Raw genomic sequence first — 21505 nt, 5'->3', positions numbered from 1 at the left:
TAACAGCCAACAGGCGCAGGTTCAGGGACAGGGACGGGGCACAAGCAGTGGCAGCGACGACCGACCACGACGAGCGGGCCGGCGAGGCGCCGCCCGCGCCACCACGCGGCCGTGGCCGCATCGCCGGCGCCGTCAGTCTCTTCGGCGAGCTCCTCATCACGGCGGGCCTGGTCCTCGGCCTGTTCGTCGCCTACTCGTTGTGGTGGACGAACGTGGTCGCGGACCGCGCCGCGCACAAGCAGGGCGACAAGGTGCGCGACCAGTGGGCCGACCAGGGCCCCGGCGCGCTCGACACCAAGAACGGCATCGGCTTCCTGCACGTGCCGTCGATGAAGAACGGTGAGGTGCTCGTCGAGAAGGGCACCTCGTCGAAGATCCTCAACGACGGTGTCGCCGGCTACTACACCGACCCGGTCAAGTCCGCGCTGCCGACAGCCGAGAAGGGCAACTTCACGCTCGCCGCGCACCGGGACGGGCACGGGGCGAAGTTCCACAACATCGACAAGATCAAGAAGGGCGACCCGATCGTCTTCGAGTCGAAGGACAAGTGGTACGTCTACAAGGTGTACGACATCCTCCCCGAGACGTCGAAGTACAACGTGAAGGTCCTCGCCCCGGTCCCCAAGGAGTCGGGTGTGAAGAAGCCCGGCCGCTACATCACACTCACGACGTGCACGCCCGTCTACACGTCCACCTACCGCTACGTGGTGTGGGGCGAGCTGGAGCGGATCGACAAGGTCGACAGCGATCGGACGCCCCCCGCGGAGCTGCGCTGACGGCGCCACCGGCACATGTGAGAACCCCACATACAACAAGCCCTCGAAGCACCGCACGAAAGAACCCCGGCGCCGCCTGAGCGGTGCCGGGGTTCTCTCATGACTGGCGGGCGCCTACTGGCGGCCGGTGGCGCCTCCGAAGATCCCGCCGCCGTTGTCCCCGCCGCCGTTCTGGCCGCCAGGGGTGGTGAGCAGGGTGACTGTGTCGCCCTTGTTCACCGGCGAGTTGGGACCGGGCTGGCTCGTCACGACCGTGGAGTTCGGGTCGTTGGGCGAGCCGGTCGCCAGAGCGGGGACGAGACCGAGGTCCGTCAGCTCCTTCTGTACGTCCTTCAGCTTCTTGCCGGCGATGTCACCGGGCACCGTGATCTGCTCGGCCGCCTTGGCGACCTTCAGGGTGACCGTGGATCCGGGCTCGGCCTGGGAGTTGGCGGGGAGGCTCTGCGAGAACACCTTGCCGGCCTCGACCGTGGTGTTCTCCTCCTCGGTGCAGGTGCCCTTGAGGTTGTTGGCGGTCAGCTGTGCCTTCGCCTCGTCGCACGTCTTGTTGGTGACGTCCGGCACGGTGGAGAGCGTCTTCTTCTTGGCGACAGTCAGGGTGATGGTGCTCCCCTTCTGCTTCTCGGTGCCGCCCGACGGGTCCTGGCTGATGACGACATCGGGAGTCTGGCTCGACTCCTTGGTCTCCTTCACCACCTCGAAGCCCTTGTCGTTGAGCTGCGACTCGGCCTCGGTGAAGTCCAGGCCCCGCACGTCGGGCACCGCGACCTTCGGCGCACCGGTCGACACCGTCACCGTGATGGTGTCGCCCTTCTTGACGTCGGTCCCCGCGGCCGGGCTCTGCGTGCAGATCTGGCCGCTGGGGAACTTGTCGCAGGGCTCCTTCTTCGAGGCGTCGAGTTTGAGGTGCGTGTTCTTGGCGGCGAGCCTGGCCTCGGGGACCGTCTTGCCGATGAACTTGGGCGCCGCGAACGGTGTGTCGCTCCCGCTCCCGCTGTTGAACCACTTGCCGATCAGGATCGCACCGATGAGGACGAGGACGCCCGCGAGCACGAGCAGGATCGTCGACGTACGGTTCTTGCCCTGGTTCTGACGGCGCCGGTCGGGGCGCTCGTCGTAGCCGTAGCCGCCGTCGTCCGGGCTGACCGGCGGCAGCATCGACGTCTGGCCGCCGCCGTTCTGCGGGTGCAGCATCGCCGTCTGCTGGTCGTCAGGGTGGCCGCCGTAGCCGACCGCGCCCATCGCCGCGGTCGCCGCGACCGGCTGCCCGTCGAGGCACGCTTCTATGTCGGCGCGCATCTCGTCCGCGGACTGGTAGCGGTAGTCCGGGTCCTTGGTGAGGGCCTTGAGGACGATCGCGTCCATCTCCGGGGTGATCTCGGAGTCGAAGACGCTCGGCGGCTGCGGCTCCTCGCGCACGTGCTGGTACGCGACCGCGACCGGGGAGTCGCCCACGAAGGGCGGCCGCACGGTCAGCAGCTCGTAGAGGAGACAGCCCGTCGAATAGAGGTCGGACCGCGCGTCGACCTGCTCGCCCTTGGCCTGCTCCGGGGAGAGGTACTGGGCGGTGCCGATCACGGCCGACGTCTGCGTCATCGTCATGCCGGAGTCGCCCATGGCGCGGGCGATGCCGAAGTCCATCACCTTGACCTGGCCGGTCCTCGTCAGCATGACGTTGGCCGGCTTGATGTCACGGTGGACGATGCCCGCGCGGTGCGAGTACTCGAGCGCCTGGAGGATGCCGATCGTCATCTCCATGGCACGCTCGGGCAGCAGCTTGCGCCCGGAGTGCAGCAGCTCACGCAGCGTGGACCCGTCGACGTACTCCATCACGATGTACGGGATGGAGGTCCCGTCGATGTAGTCCTCACCGGTGTCGTACACGGCGACGATCGCGGGATGGTTGAGCGAGGCGGCCGACTGGGCCTCCCGGCGGAACCGGGCCTGGAACGACGGGTCGCGCGCGAGATCCGCGCGTAGCGTCTTCACCGCCACGGTGCGACCGAGCCGGGTGTCATGGGCGAGATAGACCTCCGCCATGCCACCACGGCCGAGCACCTGGCCCAGCTCGTACCGGCCGCCGAGGCGACGCGGCTCTTCCATGGTTACCTACCAGCCCTCTCCGTCGGTCCCGACCGTCACCCGTGCGGGGTCGGGCGGTGTGCTGTCCGGGCATACCGTACCCGGCCTGTCGTGCCTGACCTGCCTGGAGCCGTCACCCGATACAGGACCGGTATCGCAACGTGCACCGTTGTGAAGGAGTCGTGATCGGAGTCACTTCTTGGCGAGCACCGCTTCCATCACGCTCTTGGCGATCGGCGCCGCCAGACCGCCACCGGAGATGTCGTCACGGTTGGCGCTGCCGTCCTCGACGACCACGGCCACGGCGACCGGCGAGCTGCCGTCCTTGGCCTTCGCGTACGACAGGAACCACGCGTACGGCTTCTCGCTGTTGTTGAGGCCGTGCTGGGCGGTACCCGTCTTTCCGCCGACCGTGTAGCCGGGGATCTGCGCGTTCGTACCGGTGCCTTCGCTGACGACCGTCTCCATCATCGACTGAAGGATCTGGGCGTTCTTCTCCGACAGCGGCCGGCTCATCTCCTTCGGCGTGTGGTGCTCGATCGTGTCGAGGTTCGGCGCCTGGAGCTCGCTGACCATGTACGGCTCCATGAGCTTGCCGTCGTTGGCGACCGCGGAGGCCACCATGGCCATCTGCAGCGGCGTCGCCGCGGTGTTGTACTGACCGATCGAGGACAGGGCCGTCTGCGACTTGTTCATGTTGTCGGAGAACACGGACGCGTTCGAACGGACCGGGGTGAACTGCTCCTTGTTGAAGCCGAACTTCTCCGCGGTCTCCAGCATCTTGTCGTTGCCGAGGTCGGCGCCGACCTTGCCGAAGACGGTGTTGCAGGAGTAGCGCAGCGCCACGCGCAGCGTCGCGTCCTTGCAGGGGATGTTGCCCTCGTTCTTCAGCGGCGTCGTGGTGCCGGGCATGGTCCACGGCAGCGGCGTGTCGGTCTTCTCGTCGGCGCCCGTGTAGAGGTTGTGCTCCAGCGCGGCAGCGGCGGTCACGATCTTGAAGGTCGAGCCGGGCGGGTACGTCTCGCGCAGCGCGCGGTTCGTGAGCGGCTTGTCCTTGTTCTTGTCGAGCTTGCCGAACGTGTCGCCGTCCTTCTGCAGGATGCCGGCGAACGACGACGGGTCGTACGAGGGCGTCGACGCCATGGCGAGGATCGCACCGGTCTTCGGGTCGATCGCGACGGCGGCACCCTTGCCACGGTTCTTCAGACCGTCGTACGCGGCCTTCTGTGCGGCGGCGTTGAGGGTGGTGACGACGTTGCCACCCTCCTTCTTCTTACCGGTGATCATGTCGAGGGTGCGGCGGAAGAACAGCCGGTCGTCATTGCCGGTGAGGATGCCGTCCTCGATGGACTCGATCTGGCTCGCGCCGACCAGCTGCGAGGCGTACCCGGTGACGGGCGACCACATGGGCCCGTCCTTCCAGGTCCGCTTGTACTTGAGGTCGGTGCCGTCCGTTGCCACGGAACCCGTGATCGACTTGCCGTCGACGATGATGTCGCCGCGCGGCTGTGCGTACCGCTCGATGGCGACGCGCGGGTTCTGCTTGTCGGACTGCAGCTTGTCGGCCTGGGCGTACTGGAGCCAGTTGTCGCGGATCAGCAGGGCGAGGACGAGGAGCCCGCAGAAGATCGCGATCCGGCGCAGGGGCTTGTTCACGGTCGGACCACCTGGGTCATCTCGGCGTCGGGGCTGGGGGCGGGGGCCGGCGCCGGGCGGCGCGCGGTATCGCTGATCCGGATCAGGATGCCGATCAGTGCCCAGTTCGCGATCACGGAGGAACCGCCGTACGCGAGGAACGGCATGGTCATACCGGTCAGCGGGATGAGACCCATGACACCGCCGGCGACGACGAACACCTGGATCGCGAACGCGCCGGACAGGCCCGCGGCGAGCAGCTTGCCGAACGGGTCGCGGGCCGCGAGAGCCGTACGCAGACCGCGCTCCGCGATCAGCCCGTACATGAGCAGGATCGCCATGATGCCCGCGAGGCCGAGCTCCTCGCCGAACGTGGCGAGGACGAAGTCGGAGTTCGCGGCGAACTTGATCAGGTCGGAGTGACCCTGGCCGAGGCCCGTGCCGAGCACACCACCGGAGCCGAACGCCCACAGAGCCTGCATCGCCTGCTCGGAGTGACCGCTGACGCCCTGCCTGCTGAGCAGGTACTCGTGCATCGGGTCGAGCCACGCCTGGACACGGCTCTGCACGTGCGGCTCGAACGAGGCGACACCGACCGCGCCGACCGCCGACATCAGCAGACCGAACACGATCCAGCTGGTGCGCTCCGTGGCGACGTACAGCATCACGACGAACATGCCGAAGAACAGCAGCGACGTACCGAGGTCCGTCTCGAAGACCAGGATGAGGATCGACATCACCCAGACGACGATGATCGGTCCGAGGTCACGGCCACGCGGCAGGTACAGGCCCATGAAGCGGCGGCTGGCGAGCGCGAGGGCGTCCCGCTTCACCATCAGATAGCCCGCGAAGAACACCGCGATGACGATCTTCGCGAACTCACCGGGCTGGATGGAGAACCCGCCGATGCTGATCCAGATCTTCGCGCCGAACACGTTCATACCGAGACCCGGCACGAGCGGCAGCAGCAGCAGGATCAGCGCGCCCACCATGGAGATGTACGTGTAGCGCTGCAGGATGCGGTGGTCCTTGAGCAGCATGAGCACGCCCACGAACAGGGCGATGCCGATCGCGGAGTACATCAGCTGATTCGGCGCGTCCGGGCTGAACGACCCGTACTGCGACTTGGCCAGCTGCTGCAGGCGCTCCGACTGGTCCAGGCGCCAGATGATGACCAGACCCATGCCGTTGAGCAGGGTCGCGATCGGCAGGAGCAGCGGATCGGCGTACGGCGCGAACCGGCGGACGACGATGTGCGCGACGCCCGCGAGCAGGCCGAGGCCGAGGCCGTAGCCCAGGAGCCCGGCGGGCAGCGAACCGTCGATCGCCAGACCCACGTTCGCGTACGCGAAAACAGGGATGACGACGGCGAACGCGAGGAGCGCGAGCTCGGTGTTGCGCCGGCTCGGCGCACCGATCGCGCCGATGGTCGACGTGTGTGTAGTGCTACTGCTCATGGCGTGCAAAGGCCCCCAACGGCTGCTTACTGCTTACCGCACAGCGGGACCAGCTTCTGCTCATCCTCCGAGAGGCTGGGGCCAGGTGTGGGCGTCGGTGCGGTCTTGGACTTGGCCGTTCCGGACGGCGTGGGTGTCGGACTCGGCGCTGTCTTCGCCGAGGTGCGCGACGTGGTGAAAGACGTCTTGGTGGCGCCCGTGGTGCCACCCGCCTCGCCCTCGCCGGTCTTCGCGTTCTGCTCGTTCTCCGCCTGACGGCGCTCGGCGTCCTTCCTGCAGGCCGAGGCCTGCAGCGACAGCTCGCCGATCTTGTCCTTGGCGTCACCGAAGCTGCCTTCGGTGATCGTCGCCTCGACCTGCTTGCGCTGGTAGGGCGGCAGGTACTTGAGTTCGATCTCGGGGTGGTCCTTCTCGACCTTCGACAGACTCACCCACGCCAGGTCCTGGCTGATGCCGCGGTACAGCGCGACATGCGACTCGTTCGAACCGACGTAGTACTGCGTCTGCGTCCAGCGGTAGCCGCCGTACAGGCCACCGCCCACGACGGCCAGCACCAGGGCGATGAAGAAGGATCTCTTGAGCCACTTACGGCCGCGCCGCGGCTTGACGAAGTCGTCGTCCCCGTACGAGCCGAAGCTTCCCTCAGGAGCGTAACCGGCCGCGTCTCCGCTGCCGGGCGGGCCGAACTCGCCGCCGCCCTGCCCGGGCACCGGCCTGCCGGAACCGCGGCCGAGCTCCGACGCACGGCCCGCGGGGGTCTGCATCGCCCCGCCGTCGTGCAGCTGGTGCTGGTTCTCGGCGACCGCGCCCACGATGACCGGGGCGTCGGACAGCTGACCGGCGAGCGTGTCACCGCTGTCGATGTCCAGGACGTCCGCCACGATCACCGTGATGTTGTCCGGGCCACCGCCGCGCAGCGCCAGCTGGATCAGATCCTGCACGGTCTCCTGCGGGCCCTGGTAGCTGGCGAGGGTCTCCTCCATCGTCTGGTGGGAGACGACGCCGGACAGGCCGTCGGAGCAGATCAAGTACCGGTCGCCGGCCCGCACCTCACGGATGGAGAGGTCGGGCTCGACGTGATCGCCACTGCCCAGCGCGCGCATGAGGAGGGACCTCTGCGGGTGAGTGGTGGCTTCCTCTTCTGTGATGCGGCCCTCGTCGACGAGGCGCTGCACCCAGGTGTGGTCCTGCGTGATCTGCGTCAGTACACCGTCGCGCAGCAGATAGGCGCGCGAATCGCCGACGTGCACGAGACCGAGGCGCTGACCCGTCCACAGCAGAGCGGTCAGGGTCGTCCCCATGCCTTCCAGCTGGGGGTCCTCCTCGACCATCATCCGCAGCTGGTCGTTGGCCCGCTGCACGGCCGTGCCGAGCGACGTGAGGATGTCGGAGCCGGGAACGTCGTCATCGAGCGCGACGATCGTCGAGATCACCTCCGACGAGGCGACCTCACCGGCGGCCTGACCGCCCATGCCGTCGGCGATCGCGAGGAGACGCGGACCGGCGTAGCCCGAGTCCTCGTTCCCCTCGCGGATCATGCCTTTGTGCGATCCGGCGGCGAAGCGCAGTGACAGACTCATGCGCACCTCGCCCGTCGGCTCCGGGTACATCCGCACGGTGCCCACCCTCCGGTCGGGAGCGCGCTCAGGTCCTGGGTGACCGCGTCGGCTCGCTCGCTCCGCTCGCTCATTGTCGTACTACTTCCGCAGCTCGATGACGGTCTTGCCGATGCGGATCGGCGCGCCGAGCGGAATCGGTTGCGGGGTGGTCAGCCGGGACCGGTCGAGATAGGTGCCGTTGGTGGACCCGAGGTCCTCCACGATCCACTGTCCGTCCCGGTCCGGGTAGATCCTGGCATGCTTGCTCGACGCGTAGTCGTCGTCGAGAACGATCGTCGAATCGTGCGCACGGCCCAGCGTGATGGTCTGGCCCTGCAGCGCCACCGTGGTGCCCGTGAGGGTGCCCTCGGAGACGACGAGTTTCGTGGGGGCGCCGCGGCGCTGCCGCCCGCCTCCACCACTGTTCTGCTGCTGGGCGCGCTGCTGCGGCGGCGCGGCCTGGCGGGCCGTGGCCTGCTGCTGGCGCCCGCTGTCACGACGCGACCCGCGCTGGGTGACGCGCGTACCGAACAGGTCGCTGCGGATGACCTGGACGGCCACGATCACGAACAGCCACAGAACGGCCAGGAAACCCAACCGCATGACCGTCAGGGTCAGCTCTGACATTGCCCCCGCTTCACCCTTCGGCTTGCCGGTAAATGATGGTGGTACTGCCCACGACGATCCGCGAGCCGTCGCGGAGCGTAGCGCGGGTGGTGTGCTGCCCGTCCACCACGATGCCGTTGGTGGACCCGAGATCCTGGATCGTCGAGGGCGTTCCGGTCCGAATCTCACAGTGCCGGCGAGAGACGCCGGGGTCGTCGATCCGCACATCGGCTTCGGTGCTGCGGCCGAGGACCAGCGTGGGGCGCGAGATCTGATGGCGTGTGCCATTGATCTCGATCCAGTGACGCACCTGTGCGCCGGGCAGCGGTCCTGCCTGGTTGCGCGGCCGGGCTCCCGCCGGGGCCTGCGCAGGGCGGCCCGGAGGCGGCCCCGCGGGCATCGGCGGCGCGCTCGCCGGCGGATAGCCGTATCCGCCGCCGGCGTTCGCCGCCGGCGGATAGCCGTAGCCTCCGCCCGCCGCCGGGGGCGCCGAAGCGGGGCCCCGGCCGGGCTGCGGCGGCTGCTGGGACTGCTGCTGGTTGGTGCTCGACGCGAGCGTGCGGCTGCGTACCCGGTACAGACCCGTGTCCAGGTCGTCCGCCTTCTCCAGGTGGACCTTGATCGGTCCCATGAAGGTGTAGCGCTGCTGCTTCGCGTAGTCGCGCACCATGCCGGACAGCTCGTCGCCGAGCTGCCCCGAGTAGGGGCTGAGGCGCTCGAAGTCCGGCGCGCTCAGCTCCACGATGAAGTCGTTGGGGACGACGGTCCGCTCGCGGTTCCAGATCGTCGCGTTGTTGTCGCACTCGCGCTGGAGGGCGCCGGCGATCTCGACGGGCTGGACCTCGGACTTGAACACCTTGGCGAAGGTGCCGTTGACCAGACCTTCGAGACGCTGCTCGAACTTTTTCAGGACTCCCATGGGGCACCTCCTCCTTCGTTTTCGTCCTGGTACTGCTTACTGATCGTATCCACGCACCGGGAAATCGGCTGGTTCCCCCTGTCAGCCCGGTCGACGAGTGTCGACCCTCACAGCTGGATCGTAGAGGGGGTCCCTGGACAGTGTCCCGCACGCGGCGGCGGAGCCGGGAGGGGACGGGGAAGGTGAGACGGAGGGGGCGCTCGGATCCGGGGCTGCGGGGCTGTGGATCGGTACCTTTCGCTGCGTCGGCGGCGGGGCTTCGGGGCGGTGCCTCGGGGAGGGGCTCCGGGTTGGAGTGGATCTCTCCGGGGGCTTCGGACTGCTGGTGGAGTGCTGTCGGACCACCGGCTGACTGTCGGCTGACTGTTGTCGGACTGCTGTGGGACGGCTGACCGGTTGCATCGGATGCGAGGTCAGCGGGGGTGAGCGTGCCCAGCAGGTGCCCGCGAAAACGGATGTGAATCCACCCTCGGCAGCGTGCTAATCTTCTGCATGTCGGAAGGCGCTCACCCCGAAAGGGCGAGGGGCCGGAAGGCACACCCAATGCGCGGGTGGCGGAATAGGCAGACGCGCTGGATTCAGGTTCCAGTGCCCGAAAGGGCGTGGGGGTTCAACTCCCCCCTCGCGCACAAAGAAGAACCGACGAAACGGGTCTTCACCGGACGAAAGTCCTGGTGAGGGCCCGTTTCTCGTTGATCGGGCCGCTGGCTACGGCTCGGTAGCCGGTGCCGGCTCGCAAGAGTGGCATTGAACACACAAGAGCCCTCGCCTGTGACCGGTCGGTCGGGGCGAGGGCTCTGATGCTGTCCGGCGGGTCCTTCGGATGAGCGCCGGATGCCTACGTTGTCGGTGACTAGGTGACCGGTCGGGGTCCAGGCTCCGAGCGGCTTGGCCGTCCGGCGGTGGGGGGTGCGCCTGCGCGGGCGTTCTCCGCTCAGCGCCAGGGTCTCGAGGGTGATGCTGCGCTGGCGGCAGACCTTGAGCGGCCCGCGGGGTTCGGCTCCGGGTCGACGAGCGCCAGCTGGATGCCTCTGTCCATGAACCGGCTCTTGATGGGGCACTGGACCTTGCCGGCTTCTGCGGGACACATCACACGCTGTTGGCCCTCGCTGTCCTCGTGCTCCTTGGGCACCAGACGGTGAGCTCCGCGGGCCTCGATGAACCGGATCCAGGTCTCGCGGTCGATGCGGCCTGCGTACTGCAAGGTCGAACGATGCCAAGGACCACCGGGAACCACGCACTGTCAGCGGCCCTGGGATGTGTGTGCTTCGGTCGTGGGGCCACGCCTGAGCCCGGCGTACAGGTTGCTGAGCGGTTTGAGTGAGGAGAGGGCTTGTCAGATGCCCCGGCGAGACGATTGCGTCGTGAGTCTCATCGCGGATGGCAAGCGGTTCTGCACGGTGGCCATTGATGGGCTCGCTCAGTGAGGACTCTTGCTGTCGGTTGAGGCTCTGCCCATGGAATGAGGGGCAGGCAGTTCGATGAGCTTGATCGAAGAAAGGAATCAGCTGGTCAGCACACTAGCTCTTGATCACTCAAGTCGGTGAACCATCCCATCGGTCAGAAACATGATCGCGGCGTCGGAGTTCTTTCGGTGGGAGAGATTCTCCGCCGAAAGGGGATTGTTCATGGTCGCGCTTTATCGATCCAGGCTTTTGGCGGCCCTTGCCGCCGCATGCGCCGTCGTGCTGACGAGTTCTTCGGTGGCGCAGGCCGGTGCTGTCGGATCGACTCCTGTCCGAACCTTCGAGTACAGCGTTGGCGGCATGACGATGAAAGTTCCGACCGGGTGCGCGTTCACACACATCATTCGAGGTGGCGGGAAGAAGATCACTTATCAGAACGCCGGCGTCGACTGCGCTTTTGTCGCCGCGCTCGGCACTGGCTTCTGTAACTGGCGCATCGACTTCACGTACGCGAACACCAATAACAGGACATACAGGACCTCTCGAGGGCGAACGCACCCTGAGTGCAAGATCGATCCGATGCGGAACAACTCTCCCCAGATGCTGCCTCGTTATGGAAAGGCGTGTGCGCATCTCTACGTCAACGGGGTGCGCCGAGTGAGCCAGTGTCACCACATCACGAAGTGAGCCGTTCATGATTGATCGACAGCAGGGGCGGGACCAAGGATGGGAGGCGCGGCGGCGGCCTGCTGGGATCGCCGCGTTCTTGGCGGGTCTCGTCGTGACACTCGCCTTCTTCGCCTTCTTCCCTGGGCTTCCGCACATCATCGATTGGGGGGCGATCGTTGTTGCCGTTCTGGTAGGAGCACTCACCCGATGGATCTGCCTGACGTGGGTGGGAAAGAGGAGCAGAGATAGTGAGTGAACTCAGGCGTGGCGACGAGGGCTGGCAGAGAGACGCTTGCGGTTATTGAGCGTGGGGCGCGGACTGCGGGTGCTGGACGCTCAAGGCCATAACACCCCTGCCCTGCGCCGTGGGAAATCTGTGCCAACAGGCCGGGAAACGATCGATGCGTCGGGCTCGTGAGGCCTGCTCATTACGTCCCACAAGACGGAAGCCGCGCAGATCTCAGATCTGCGGGGCTTCTGCGTTTTTCGGATGCGATCGATCTGTGGTGAGGACAATCACACTGGCTGTTGAAGGGTCCCCGGAGTCGTACGGGACGCGTGGTCGTACGGGACAGGGGACCCCTCGGTGCCTCGGTGGCGGTGCGGAGCGTCAGGCGGCGTCGGCCGAGAAGCGGGCGGCCAGTTCCTTGGCCCGGGCGTCGGCGTCCTCCAGGGCCTTGGCGCGGGACGCCTCGGCGAGCGGGATGAGCTCGCTCATCGCCGGAGTCGTGTGCGCCAGGGTCAGCTCGGGAACGATGAAGGCCACGTCCAGGCCGAGCATCGTGCCGAGAAGGTCACGCAGGTAGTTCTGCACGTACTCGAAGGGCTCGCGCGGCGTGCCCGGCGCGTACGAGCCGCCACGGCTGGCGACGACCGTGACCGGCGTCCCCTTTGCGGACGGCGTCTCGCCGGCGGTGCGCCCCATGAGGATCACCTGGTCCAGCCATGCCTTCAGGGTCGACGGGATCGAGAAGTTGTACATAGGGGCGCCGATCAGCACCGCGTCCGCCTGCTCCAGCTCCTCGATGAGCTTCCGGCGCTCGGCGAAGGCCGCGGCCTGCTCCGGGCTGTGGGTGGCGGGATCGGCGAAACCGGCGGAGGCGCCGACCGTGTCCAGGTGCGGGACCGGGTTCAGGGCCAGATCGCGGTAGATCACGGTGCCGTCGGGGTGCTGCTCCTCCCAGGTCTTGCGGAAGGCGTCGGCGACGGTGCGGGAAGCGGAGGCCGAGCCGGGCCAGACGGACGAGTCGATGTGAAGAAGGGTGGGCATTGGGGGTCTCCAAAAGTGCGGGGCGGTCGGGAAGCGGGTGGTGGCTTGGTAGGTGTAGTTCCGTTCGGAGCTACCGTATGAACAGTAACTTACTTTTATTTAGTCCCCTACGAGAGGGCAGTACCCTGAAGACATGGCGGGCAACGGGGAACACGAGAGCGGCTCCGTACGCGAGGCGGGGATCCACAACCCCGACGCGTGCAAGCGGGTCGACGGCGGCATCACCCGCGTCTTCGGCCTGCTCGGCAAGCGCTGGACGGGACTCGTGGTCTCCGTCCTCCTCCAGCACCCCGTTCACTTCGCCGACCTGCGTCGAGCCATCCCCGGCATCAGCGAGCGCATGCTCTCGGACCGCCTCACCGAACTCGGCGCCGCCGGCCTCGTCGTACGCGAGGTCGACGAAGGACCCCCGCTCCGCGTCGCGTACCGCCTGACCGAAGCGGGCGCCGCCCTCGAACCGGCGCTGAAGGAACTCGGGCTGTGGGCCGAGGCGTATCTGCCTGAGGGGTAGAGCGGCGGGTGGGCGAGGGAGGGCTGGGTGCCGGTTCCGAGCTCGGCTTCCGTGCCCTGGTTCTGTGCCCTGGTTCTGTGTTCGGGTTCTGTGCTCCGGTTCTGTGCTCCGGTTCTGTGCTCGGGTTCCGTGCTCGTTTTCCACAACCGCGGGGTTATCCACAGGCTCTGACGGGTTTCGGCCGACGACGGTACGGTCGTTGCCAGTTGATGTTCAGAGACGGGGGAGGCGGTCCGCGTGACCGAGCTCGACACTGCGGTGCCGGCACAGCGTGAGGAACCGGCGGCTCGACGGCTGCCGACCGTCGAGGGGTTCGCGGCACGCCCCTCCTCCGGATCACCCAAGCAGGAGGGCAAGGCCCTGCGCGACCGCGTACCGCGCTCCGCGCACGCGACCCTCACCCTGCACCCCGCTCGCCCCGACGCCGTCAGGGCGGTCGAGGAGTCCAACCTCGGCCGGATCGAAGAACTCACGCCCATACGCGTCGGCAGGATGGCGGCGACCCCGTTCGCGTTCCTGCGCGGATCTGCCGGCCTCATGGCCCACGACCTCGCACAGACGCCCGTCACCGGCATCGGCGCCCAGATCTGCGGAGACGCCCACGCGGCGAACTTCGGCCTCTACGCCGATGCCCGCGGCGGCCTCGTCATCGACCTCAACGACTTCGACGAAACGGTGCACGGCCCCTGGGAATGGGACGTGAAGCGACTTGCCACCTCGCTCGTCCTCGCGGGCCGCGTAGCCGGAGCCGACGAGGACACGTGCCGGGAAGCCGCGCACAACGCGGTCGGCGCGTACCGCCGCACCATGCGCCTGCTGGCCCGACTGCCCGCCCTCGACGCGTGGAACGCCATCGCCGACGAGGAACTCGTCTCACACACAGACGCCCACGACCTCGTCGGCACGCTGGAACACGTCTCCGAGAAGGCGCGCAACAACACCAGCGGAAGATTCGCCGCCAAGTCCACCGAACTCGCCGAGGACGGCACCCGCCGCTTCGTCGACGCACCACCCGTACTGCGCCGCGTACCCGACCAGGAGGCGTCCGAGGTCGCTGCCTCCCTAGGTGACTACCTGCAGACACTCTCCGAAGACCGCCTGCCCCTGCTCGGCCGCTACGCGATCCAGGACGTCGCCTTCCGCGTCGTCGGCACCGGAAGCGTGGGCACGAGGTCGTACGTGGTGCTGCTCCTCGACCACCGGGGAGAGGCGCTCGTGCTCCAGGTGAAGGAAGCCCGCCCCTCCGCGCTGCTGCCGCACCTGCCCGCCGTCGGATTCGTTACGCCGACGGCCGCCCATGAGGGGCGGCGCGTGGTCCTCGGACAGAAGCGGATGCAGGTCGTCAGCGACATCCTGCTCGGCTGGACGACCGTGGCCGGACGGCCCTTCCAGGTAAGGCAGTTCAGAAACCGCAAGGGAAGCGTCGACCCCGCGGCTCTCGCCGCCGATCAGATGGACGACTACGGCCGCATGACGGGCGCGCTCCTCGCCCGCGCCCACGCACACAGCGCCGACCCTCGACTGATCGCCGGCTACTGCGGCAAGAACGAGGAACTGGACGAGGCCATCGCCCAGTTCGCGGTCACCTACGCGGACCGCACAGAACAGGACCACGCAGCCCTGGTCAGGGCTGTGCGGGAGGGGAGGGTGGGGGCCGAGGTGGGGGTTTGAGGTGCAGGTGTGAGGTGGGGCGGTGGAGAGGGCTGGCCTTCGGGGGCGAGGGCGAGGGAGGGGGAGGGGGAGGGGGAGGGGGAGCCCCCAGAACCTTTGAAATCAGGCGTCGAGCAATGCAGCCCGGACCGTGCCCTAGGCTGGACGGGTGACGACCCCGGAAGCCGAGTCGACCCCGTCCGACGCCCCTGCCGCTGAGCCGCAGGAGCAGCCTGTTGCTGAGGGGCGGCCCGAGGCGCGGCTTGAGCGGGCTGTGCTCGCCGCCGAGCAGGCTCTGATCGAGTACGAGATCGCGGTGGAGACGTTCCGGGTCGAGGTGGAGAACTTCTCTCGGCTGCACCACCAGAAACTCGGCCCCATGTATACGCGGCTGGACGAGCTCGAGGCGCAGATCGCCGAGGCGGTCGCCGCGAGGAGCGGGGATCCGGAGGACCGGCGTAAGGCGGACGAGGCCAGGGCGCGTGTGATGCCCATGCCCGCGGTCGAGGAACTGTTCGACCAGTGGATGGACGGGGATGGTCTCTCGCCGGAGGCCTCCGCCATGCTCACCGATCAGCCTGTGCGGCCGCCGCAGCGTGTGCGGCCGAGCGACGAGGCGCGCAAGCTCTACCGAGAACTCGTCCGCAAGGCGCACCCGGATCTGGCGCAGGACGAGAAGGACCGGGCGCGGCGTGACGAGTTCATCGTGCGGGTCAACGCGGCCTACGGCCGGGGGGACGAGGCCTTGCTGCGGGAGCTGTCCGACGAGTGGGCCGCGGGGCCTGTACCCGAGGCGCGCAAGCCCAGCCCGAGCGAGGAGCTGTACGAGCGGCTCGAGTGGCTGACGCAGCGCAAGGAGCTGCTGACGGCCGTTGCTCAGGAGCTGGAGGAGAGCGCGATCGGCGCGATGCTGCGGATGGCGCCGGACGACCCTGACCGGCTGCTCGAGGAGATCGCGGAGCAATTGCTCGCGCAGGTCGCTGAGCGCGAGGCTGAGCTGGAGCGGCTGATGCGCGAGCAGGCTGCCGATAGCTGAGCGGGCTGGCAAGCACGCCACTGGCGGTTGAGTGGTTGGGTGAGCAGGCTTTCGGCAGTTGGGCGAGCAGGGTTCTGGCAGTGAGTGGCTGAGCGAGCACACTGCGGCAGCAGGGCAGCAGGGCAGCAGGGCAGCAGGGCAGCAGGGCAGCAGGGCAGACGGTGTAGCTGGGCGGTTGCCCCCAGCCTGAGCGTCGTCGCGCCCGTTCCGCGTTTCTGAGGGTCGTCCGAGCCGTTGACCGGCCCGGTGCCCGGCGGGTCCGGCCCCCGCGCGGGGTCGGGTAGCGTCGGGGGTATGCATTTCGGATCTGGTGTGCCCACGGTTGAGGTCGGCGAGCTTGTGGACGGGGACTTTCTCCTCGATGTCCGTGAGGACGATGAGTGGCAGGCGGGTCACGCCGAGGGTGCGTTGCACATTCCGATCAGTGAGTTCGTGGCGCGTTTCGGTGAGCTGACCGAGGCGGCTCCCCAGGACGGTCGGGTCAACGTGATCTGCCGGTCCGGCAGCCGTTCCGCGCAGGTGACGATGTACCTCGTGCAGCAGGGCATCGACGCGGTGAACGTAGACGGTGGCATGCAGGTGTGGGCCGCCGCCGGGCGTGCCGTCGTGGACGAGAAGGGGCAGTCGGGCTTCGTTCTCTGACCCCCTGGGTCAGCCGAGGGGATGGGCCGCCAGCAGGTCGCCGAGTGTCTCCTCGTGTGCGGCGGCCGGGCCGAGGGACAGTTCGAGCTGTTTGGCCCAGGCGTGGTAGCGGTGCAGCGGGTAGTCGGTGTCGGCGCCGAATCCTCCGTGCAGATGCTGTGCGGTCTGGACGACGCGTCGTACGCCTTCCGAGGCCCAGATCTTGGCGACCGCGATGTCGCCTGCCGTCGGGAGTGCTCCGCCTGCCTGCGTGCTGATGCGCCAGGCGGCCTGCCAGAGAGTGGCTTCCATGGCGCGCAGGTCGATGTAACGGTCCGCGGCCTGGACCGCGACCGCTTGGAATGTGGCCACCGGGTAGCCGAACTGCTCGCGCTTGCTGGTGTAGTCGCCGGTCATCTGCAGGACGCGTTCGCCGAGGCCCAGTGCCAGAGCGCAGGTTCCGGTGGTGAGGAGCTGGTGCAGCCGGTCCCAGGCCTCGTCGGTCTCGATGATCTGGTGGGGTTCGAGGCGCACGGAGTCGAGGTGGAGTTCGCCGAGGCGTTCGCCGGTCGTGGAGATCTGTTCGGCGAGGGTGAGTCCTTCGTGCGGATGGGGCACTACGGCGATGACGGTGCGGCCCTGTGGGGTGTGGGCGGGTACGGCGATGTGGTCGGCGTTGTGCGCCCAGGTCACGCCGGTTTGGGCGCCGTCGAGGACCCAGGTGCCGGTGTCCGTGTCGTGGCGTGCGCTGACGGCGAGTTGGGCCGGGTCGTGGCCGGTGCGGCCCGCGGAGGCGGCGGTGAGGACGAGTTCGCCGCGGGCTGCCCGGGGGAGGATCTGCTCCTTCAACTCGTCGCTGCCGTAGGTCTGTACGGCGACGGCGGCCGCGGTGTGCTCCAGGAGCGGGACTCGGGCGAGTGCCTTGGCGGATTCCCGTAGGACCAGACAGAGCGCGATGGCGTCCAGGCCCGCGCCGCCGTGTTCGGGGGCGAGCAAGAGGCTGAGCAGGTCGGCGTCGGCGAGTTTCGACCACAGGGCGCGGTCGAAGTCGTCTGCGACCGTGCCGGCGGTGAGGGCCGGGCTCGGCACGCTGTCGGGCGCTACCGGGCCGAACACGACCTTGGCCGCCTCGACGGCCGCCTGCTGTTCTTCGGTGAAGGTGAAGTCCACTGCCCTGTCCCTCCGTGCACCGGTTCATCATGGCGACCCGCCAGGATCTGACGGTGCGTCAAGGTAGAACAAGTTCTACGAGAAGGGAATACGCGGAGGGAATGCGCGAAGGGAATGCGAGGGCAGTGGCGCGGCTCGAGCAGCCAGAGGCCAGAGGCCAGAGGCCAGGGATCAGCGTCAGCGGTCGAAGTCCAGTTCCACCGTCTCCGTGGCCGGGTGGGACTGGCAGGCGAGTACGTAGCCTGCGTCGGTCTCCTCGGGTTCGAGTGCGAAGTTCCGGTCCATACGCACCTCGCCCGAGATGAGGAACGCGCGGCAGGTCCCGCAGACGCCGCCCTTGCAGGCGTACGGAGCGTCGGGGCGGTTGCGCAGCACGGCCTCCAGGAGTGATTCGCCGTCGTCGACGGGCCAGGTGCCGGAGCGGCCGTCGAGCTGGGCGGTGACCGTGGAGTGCGCGAGGGCCGGTGCGGGGCGCGCGGGTGCCGCTCCGTCGTCGACGTGGAAGATCTCCTCGTGGATGCGGGCTCTTCGTACGCCGAGGGCGCGCAGTGTGCGCTCTGCTTCCTGTACGAGTCCGAAGGGACCGCACAGGTACCAGCCGGCTACGTCGTCCACGGGGAGCAGCGCGGGCAGGAGGGTCGTCAGGCGCTCCTGGTCGAGGCGGCCGGAGTCGAGGCCGGCCTGCTGCTCCTCCCGGGACAGGACCGTGACCAGCTGGAACCGGTCGGGGTAGCGGTCCTTCAGGTCGGCCACCTCGTCCAGGAACATCGTCGAGGCGGCGGTGCGATCGCTGCGGATGAGGCAGAACCGGGCGTGCGGTTCGCGGGCGAGCAGGGTGGCCGCGATCGACAGGACCGGGGTGATGCCGCTGCCGCCGACCACGGCGGCGTAGAGCCCGGGGGTGGGTTCGAGGATGAAGCGGCCGGCGGGGGTCATGACCTCCAGGGCGTCGCCGACGGCGATCTCCTTGAGGGCGTAGGTCGAGAAGGAGCCGCCTTCGACGAGGCGGACGCCGACGCGGAGCGTGCGGGGGCCTTCGGGGCCTGGTGCGGGTGAGCAGATCGAGTACGTGCGTCGGATCTCGCTGTCGTCGGCCGGCCGGCGCAGGGCGAGGTGCTGGCCCGGCGCATGGCGGAATTCCTCACGAAGGGATCCGGGGACCTCGAAGGTGAGGGCCACGGAGTCGTCGGTGAGCCGGTCGACCGCCGCTACGCGGAGCTGGTGGAAGCGGGCCATCACAACTCCTTGAAGTGGTCGAAGGGTTCGCGGCAGGCGAGGCAGCGTCGCAGGGCCTTGCAGGCGGTGGAGGAGAAGCGGCTCAGCAGTTCGGTGTCCGTGGATCCGCAGTGCGGGCAGCACAGGGGCGAGTCGCCTGCCTCGGGGGCGCCGAGGAGCGCGGCGGCGGCTGAGCGCGTGGGTGTGGTGGTGCGCGTGGGGCCCAGGGTGAGGGGCACCGGTTCCTGGTCCTTGAGGACGGCGCGGGGTGGCGCTATGCCGAACTCCCGGAGCTTGCGGCGGCCCTCGTCCGTGATGTCGTCCGTGGTCCAGGCCGGTGCGAGCACCCGACGGACGGTGACGTCCGGTATCCCGCGCTCGTGCAGGATGCGCTCGATGTCCGTGGACATGGCCTCGACGGCGGGGCAGCCGGTGTAGGTGGGGGTCAGCTCCACCTCGACGCTGCCTGGAGTGAGGCAGTGGACGGCGCGGAGCACGCCGAGCTCTTCCAGGGTGAGAACGGGCAGTTCGGGGTCGGGCACGGAGCCGGCGAGGCGGCGCAGCTCAGCTTCGAGCGGCGTCTCCGGTCGGTCGGCGGTGTCCTGAGGGGAGGCCTCGGGGGCTTTGGTCACCATGACGCCCCCGGGTGGCTGCGGTGGAGGTGCTGCATCTCGGCGAGCATCCGTCCGAACGGCTCCGTGTGCAGGCCCTGGCGGCCCGCTCCGGCGCTCCAGGCTCCGGTCCGTGGTCCCTCGGGGACGGTCAGGGTCGCCCGGTCCAGGACGGCAGTGACCGATGCGGTCCAACCGGCCTCCATCTCGGGCCAGTCGATGCCGATTCCGTCCACGGGCTGGAACATCTCGCCGGTGTGACGCCAGAGTGCGTCGCAGGCCAGCTGCATCCGGTCGTGGCTTTCGGCGGTGCCGTCCCCGAGGCGTACGGTCCACTGTTCGGCGTGGTCCTGGTGGTATGCGACTTCCTTGACCGCCTTGGCGGCGAGGCCGGCGAGCGGTCCGTCGGTCGCGGCCAGGTGGCCGTACAGGAGGCGCTGGTACGTGGAGAAGTACAGCTGGCGGGCGATGGTGTGGGCGAAGTCGCCGTTGGGCTGTTCGACCAACTGGACGTTACGGAAAGCCCGTTCCTCGCGCAGGTACGCCAGCTCGTCCTCGTCACCGACGAGGGAGAGCAGGACCCGGGCCTGGCCGAGGAGGTCGAGCGCGATGTTGGCCAGGGCGACTTCTTCTTCGAGGACCGGGGCGTGTCCGGCCCACTCCCCCAGTCGGTGCGACAGCACGAGCGCGTCGTCGCCCAGGGCGAGCGCCGCGGCAGCGGTGGCGGTGCCGACGGACGAGGCGGGGTTCAGGGACGTGGTCACAGGTGCTTCACCCCTTCCGGGATCTCGTAGAACGTCGGGTGCCGGTACGGCTTGTCGGCGGAGGGCTCGAAGAAGGGGTCTTTCTCGTCGGGCGAGGAGGCCGTGATCGAGGTGGACGGGACGACCCAGATCGAGACGCCTTCGCCGCGGCGGGTGTACAGGTCGCGGGCGTTGCGCAGGGCGAGCTCGGCGTCCGGTGCGTGCAGGCTTCCCGCGTGGGTGTGTGACAGCCCGCGCCGGGAGCGTACGAAGACCTCCCACAGCGGCCAGTCCTTCGCGTCGCTCATGCCGTCGCCTTCCCGTTCGCCCCGGAGTCTTGTGCTCCGGAGTGTTTCGCCTCGGAGTGTTTCGCCGCGTGGGCCGCGGCAGCTTCCCTGACCCAGGCACCTTCGTCGTGCGCTCGCCTGCGCTGGGTGATCCGCTGTTCGTTGCACGGTCCGTTGCCCTTCAGGACCTCCCAGAACTCCGTCCAGTCGATGGCTCCGAAGTCGTGGTGCCCGCGCTCCTCGTTCCACACGAGGTCCGGGTCGGGGAGGGTGAGTCCGAGGGACTCGGCCTGCGGGACGCAGATGTCGACGAATCGCTGGCGCAGCTCGTCGTTGGAATGGCGCTTGATCTTCCACTCCATCGACTGCGCGGAGTGCGACGACTCGTCGTCCGGAGGGCCGAACATCATCAGGGACGGCCACCACCAGCGGTCGACGGCGTCCTGCGCCATCGCGTGCTGGGCCTCGGTGCCGCGGCTCAGGGCGAGGAGCAGCTCGTAGCCCTGGCGCTGGTGGAAGGACTCCTCCTTGCAGATCCGCACCATGGCGCGCGCGTACGGCCCGTACGAGCAGCGGCACAGGGGTACCTGGTTCGTGATCGCGGCGCCGTCCACGAGCCAGCCGATGGCGCCGACGTCCGCCCAGGTCAGCGTCGGGTAGTTGAAGATCGACGAGTACTTCTGGCGGCCGCTGTGCAGCTTGTCGAGGAGCTCGTCGCGGCCCGTGCCGAGCGTTTCGGCGGCGCTGTACAGGTACAGGCCGTGGCCGGCCTCGTCCTGGACCTTGGCCATCAGGATCGCCTTGCGCCGCAGCGAGGGGGCGCGCGTGATCCAGTTGGCCTCCGGCTGCATGCCGATGATCTCGGAGTGGGCGTGCTGCGCGATCTGGCGCACGAGCGTCGCGCGATAGGCGTCCGGCATCCAGTCGCGGGGCTCGATGCGCTCCTCCGCCGCGACGGCGGTGTCGAACGCTGTCTGGTACGCGGCGGTGCCCGAGGCTTGGCCCGAGGCGGTGCCGGTGGCGTCGGACGTGGCGTGGGCCGCCTGTGTCCGCGCCGCTTGGTGCGCAGCTGCTGTCGCCATCCCGGTCTCCCTCGACCTTGAGCGAATCTCCCGACCGATCGTTCGGTTCGTTGGATTCAATGGTGGGACGTGGCGCCGTAGGGTGTCAACCCTGCGAGGTCCGGCCTGTGGATAAGTCCGACTGCCAGTCCCATGGCTCTGGGCCTCGCGAGCGCGGCTGA

At 68.4% G+C, this 21505-nt stretch carries 20 protein-coding genes and 1 tRNA gene; 7 read left to right on the top strand and 14 right to left on the bottom strand.

Annotation, left to right across the window (positions count from 1 at the left end):
• Positions 1 to 47 precede the first annotated feature (47 nt).
• Positions 48 to 776, top strand: a complete 729-nt coding sequence (locus ACZ67T_RS09655) for a class E sortase (RefSeq protein WP_469982807.1) — start codon at positions 48 to 50, stop codon at positions 774 to 776.
• A 114-nt stretch (positions 777 to 890) separates the two neighbouring features.
• Here ACZ67T_RS09655 and pknB read toward each other — a convergent pair whose 3' ends face one another.
• The 6 genes from pknB to ACZ67T_RS09625 form a co-directional block, all read right to left on the bottom strand.
• Positions 891 to 2879, bottom strand: coding sequence for a Stk1 family PASTA domain-containing Ser/Thr kinase (pknB, locus tag ACZ67T_RS09650; protein ID WP_469982805.1), 1989 nt, complete (start codon positions 2877 to 2879; stop codon positions 891 to 893).
• A gap of 171 nt (positions 2880 to 3050) precedes the next feature.
• Positions 3051 to 4514: a peptidoglycan D,D-transpeptidase FtsI family protein gene (locus tag ACZ67T_RS09645; RefSeq protein ID WP_469982804.1), complete on the bottom strand. Its 1464-nt coding sequence runs from the start codon at positions 4512 to 4514 to the stop codon at positions 3051 to 3053.
• Positions 4511 to 5950: an FtsW/RodA/SpoVE family cell cycle protein gene (locus tag ACZ67T_RS09640; RefSeq protein ID WP_469982803.1), complete on the bottom strand. Its 1440-nt coding sequence runs from the start codon at positions 5948 to 5950 to the stop codon at positions 4511 to 4513. Before ACZ67T_RS09640 ends, ACZ67T_RS09645 begins: the two co-directional genes overlap by 4 nt.
• Before the next feature lie 26 nt (positions 5951 to 5976).
• Positions 5977 to 7560 (bottom strand): Stp1/IreP family PP2C-type Ser/Thr phosphatase, encoded by a 1584-nt coding sequence (locus ACZ67T_RS09635; protein ID WP_469983089.1) that lies wholly within the window; start codon positions 7558 to 7560, stop codon positions 5977 to 5979.
• Between the two features lie 87 nt (positions 7561 to 7647).
• Positions 7648 to 8175, bottom strand: coding sequence for an FHA domain-containing protein FhaB/FipA (locus tag ACZ67T_RS09630; RefSeq protein WP_469982801.1), 528 nt, complete (start codon positions 8173 to 8175; stop codon positions 7648 to 7650).
• Positions 8176 to 8185: 10 nt separating this feature from the next.
• Positions 8186 to 9073 carry an FhaA domain-containing protein gene (locus ACZ67T_RS09625; protein WP_469982800.1) on the bottom strand — a complete coding sequence of 296 codons (888 nt, stop codon included), beginning with the start codon at positions 9071 to 9073 and terminating at the stop codon, positions 8186 to 8188.
• 545 nt (positions 9074 to 9618) lie between these two features.
• Here ACZ67T_RS09625 and ACZ67T_RS09620 point away from each other — a divergent pair.
• Positions 9619 to 9702, top strand: a tRNA-Leu gene (locus ACZ67T_RS09620).
• A 305-nt stretch (positions 9703 to 10007) separates the two neighbouring features.
• On the opposite strand, the gene ACZ67T_RS09615 is transcribed toward ACZ67T_RS09620, so the two are convergent.
• Complete coding sequence (locus tag ACZ67T_RS09615) at positions 10008 to 10277, bottom strand: hypothetical protein (RefSeq protein WP_469982799.1); 270 nt, start codon at positions 10275 to 10277, stop codon at positions 10008 to 10010.
• A gap of 424 nt (positions 10278 to 10701) precedes the next feature.
• Here ACZ67T_RS09615 and ACZ67T_RS09610 point away from each other — a divergent pair, with 424 nt between their 5' ends.
• Entirely contained in the window at positions 10702 to 11166 is a 465-nt protein-coding gene (locus ACZ67T_RS09610) for a hypothetical protein (protein WP_469982798.1), read from the top strand.
• 592 nt (positions 11167 to 11758) lie between these two features.
• Here ACZ67T_RS09610 and ACZ67T_RS09605 read toward each other — a convergent pair.
• Positions 11759 to 12418: an FMN-dependent NADH-azoreductase gene (locus ACZ67T_RS09605; protein ID WP_469982796.1), complete on the bottom strand. Its 660-nt coding sequence runs from the start codon at positions 12416 to 12418 to the stop codon at positions 11759 to 11761.
• 133 nt (positions 12419 to 12551) lie between these two features.
• Between ACZ67T_RS09605 and ACZ67T_RS09600 the strand changes: the two genes are divergently transcribed.
• The 4 genes from ACZ67T_RS09600 to ACZ67T_RS09585 all read left to right on the top strand — a co-directional run bounded on the left by ACZ67T_RS09600 (position 12552) and on the right by ACZ67T_RS09585 (position 16257).
• The gene (locus tag ACZ67T_RS09600) at positions 12552 to 12929 is read left to right on the top strand and encodes a winged helix-turn-helix transcriptional regulator (RefSeq protein WP_100597261.1); all 378 of its coding nucleotides are present in this window, start codon (positions 12552 to 12554) and stop codon (positions 12927 to 12929) included.
• A 237-nt stretch (positions 12930 to 13166) separates the two neighbouring features.
• Positions 13167 to 14600 carry a DUF2252 domain-containing protein gene (locus ACZ67T_RS09595; RefSeq protein ID WP_469982794.1) on the top strand — a complete coding sequence of 478 codons (1434 nt, stop codon included), beginning with the start codon at positions 13167 to 13169 and terminating at the stop codon, positions 14598 to 14600.
• Between the two features lie 148 nt (positions 14601 to 14748).
• The gene (locus tag ACZ67T_RS09590) at positions 14749 to 15615 is read left to right on the top strand and encodes a J domain-containing protein (protein WP_469982792.1); all 867 of its coding nucleotides are present in this window, start codon (positions 14749 to 14751) and stop codon (positions 15613 to 15615) included.
• 312 nt (positions 15616 to 15927) lie between these two features.
• Positions 15928 to 16257 (top strand): rhodanese-like domain-containing protein, encoded by a 330-nt coding sequence (locus ACZ67T_RS09585; protein ID WP_469983088.1) that lies wholly within the window; start codon positions 15928 to 15930, stop codon positions 16255 to 16257.
• Positions 16258 to 16266: 9 nt separating this feature from the next.
• Here ACZ67T_RS09585 and ACZ67T_RS09580 read toward each other — a convergent pair whose 3' ends face one another.
• The 6 genes from ACZ67T_RS09580 to paaA all read right to left on the bottom strand — a co-directional run bounded on the left by ACZ67T_RS09580 (position 16267) and on the right by paaA (position 21344).
• On the bottom strand, positions 16267 to 17406 hold the full coding sequence (locus tag ACZ67T_RS09580) for an acyl-CoA dehydrogenase family protein (RefSeq protein ID WP_469982790.1): 1140 nt from the start codon (positions 17404 to 17406) through the stop codon (positions 16267 to 16269).
• A 177-nt stretch (positions 17407 to 17583) separates the two neighbouring features.
• Positions 17584 to 18642, bottom strand: coding sequence for a 2Fe-2S iron-sulfur cluster-binding protein (locus ACZ67T_RS09575; protein WP_469982788.1), 1059 nt, complete (start codon positions 18640 to 18642; stop codon positions 17584 to 17586).
• Entirely contained in the window at positions 18642 to 19256 is a 615-nt protein-coding gene (paaD, locus tag ACZ67T_RS09570) for a 1,2-phenylacetyl-CoA epoxidase subunit PaaD (protein WP_469982786.1), read from the bottom strand. Before paaD ends, ACZ67T_RS09575 begins: the two co-directional genes overlap by 1 nt.
• Positions 19250 to 19996 carry a 1,2-phenylacetyl-CoA epoxidase subunit PaaC gene (gene paaC / locus ACZ67T_RS09565; RefSeq protein WP_469982785.1) on the bottom strand — a complete coding sequence of 249 codons (747 nt, stop codon included), beginning with the start codon at positions 19994 to 19996 and terminating at the stop codon, positions 19250 to 19252. Before paaC ends, paaD begins: the two co-directional genes overlap by 7 nt.
• Complete coding sequence (gene paaB, locus ACZ67T_RS09560) at positions 19993 to 20283, bottom strand: 1,2-phenylacetyl-CoA epoxidase subunit PaaB (RefSeq protein WP_227296143.1); 291 nt, start codon at positions 20281 to 20283, stop codon at positions 19993 to 19995. The genes paaC and paaB overlap by 4 nt, the downstream gene beginning before the upstream one ends.
• Positions 20280 to 21344: a 1,2-phenylacetyl-CoA epoxidase subunit PaaA gene (paaA, locus tag ACZ67T_RS09555; RefSeq protein WP_469982783.1), complete on the bottom strand. Its 1065-nt coding sequence runs from the start codon at positions 21342 to 21344 to the stop codon at positions 20280 to 20282. The genes paaB and paaA overlap by 4 nt, the downstream gene beginning before the upstream one ends.
• Positions 21345 to 21505: the final 161 nt, after the last annotated feature.

This window comes from Streptomyces sp. NPDC107517, from assembly GCF_055582645.1.
The sequence above is the reverse complement of the archived record's forward strand: the minus strand, read 5'-3'. Positions and strand labels throughout refer to the sequence as shown.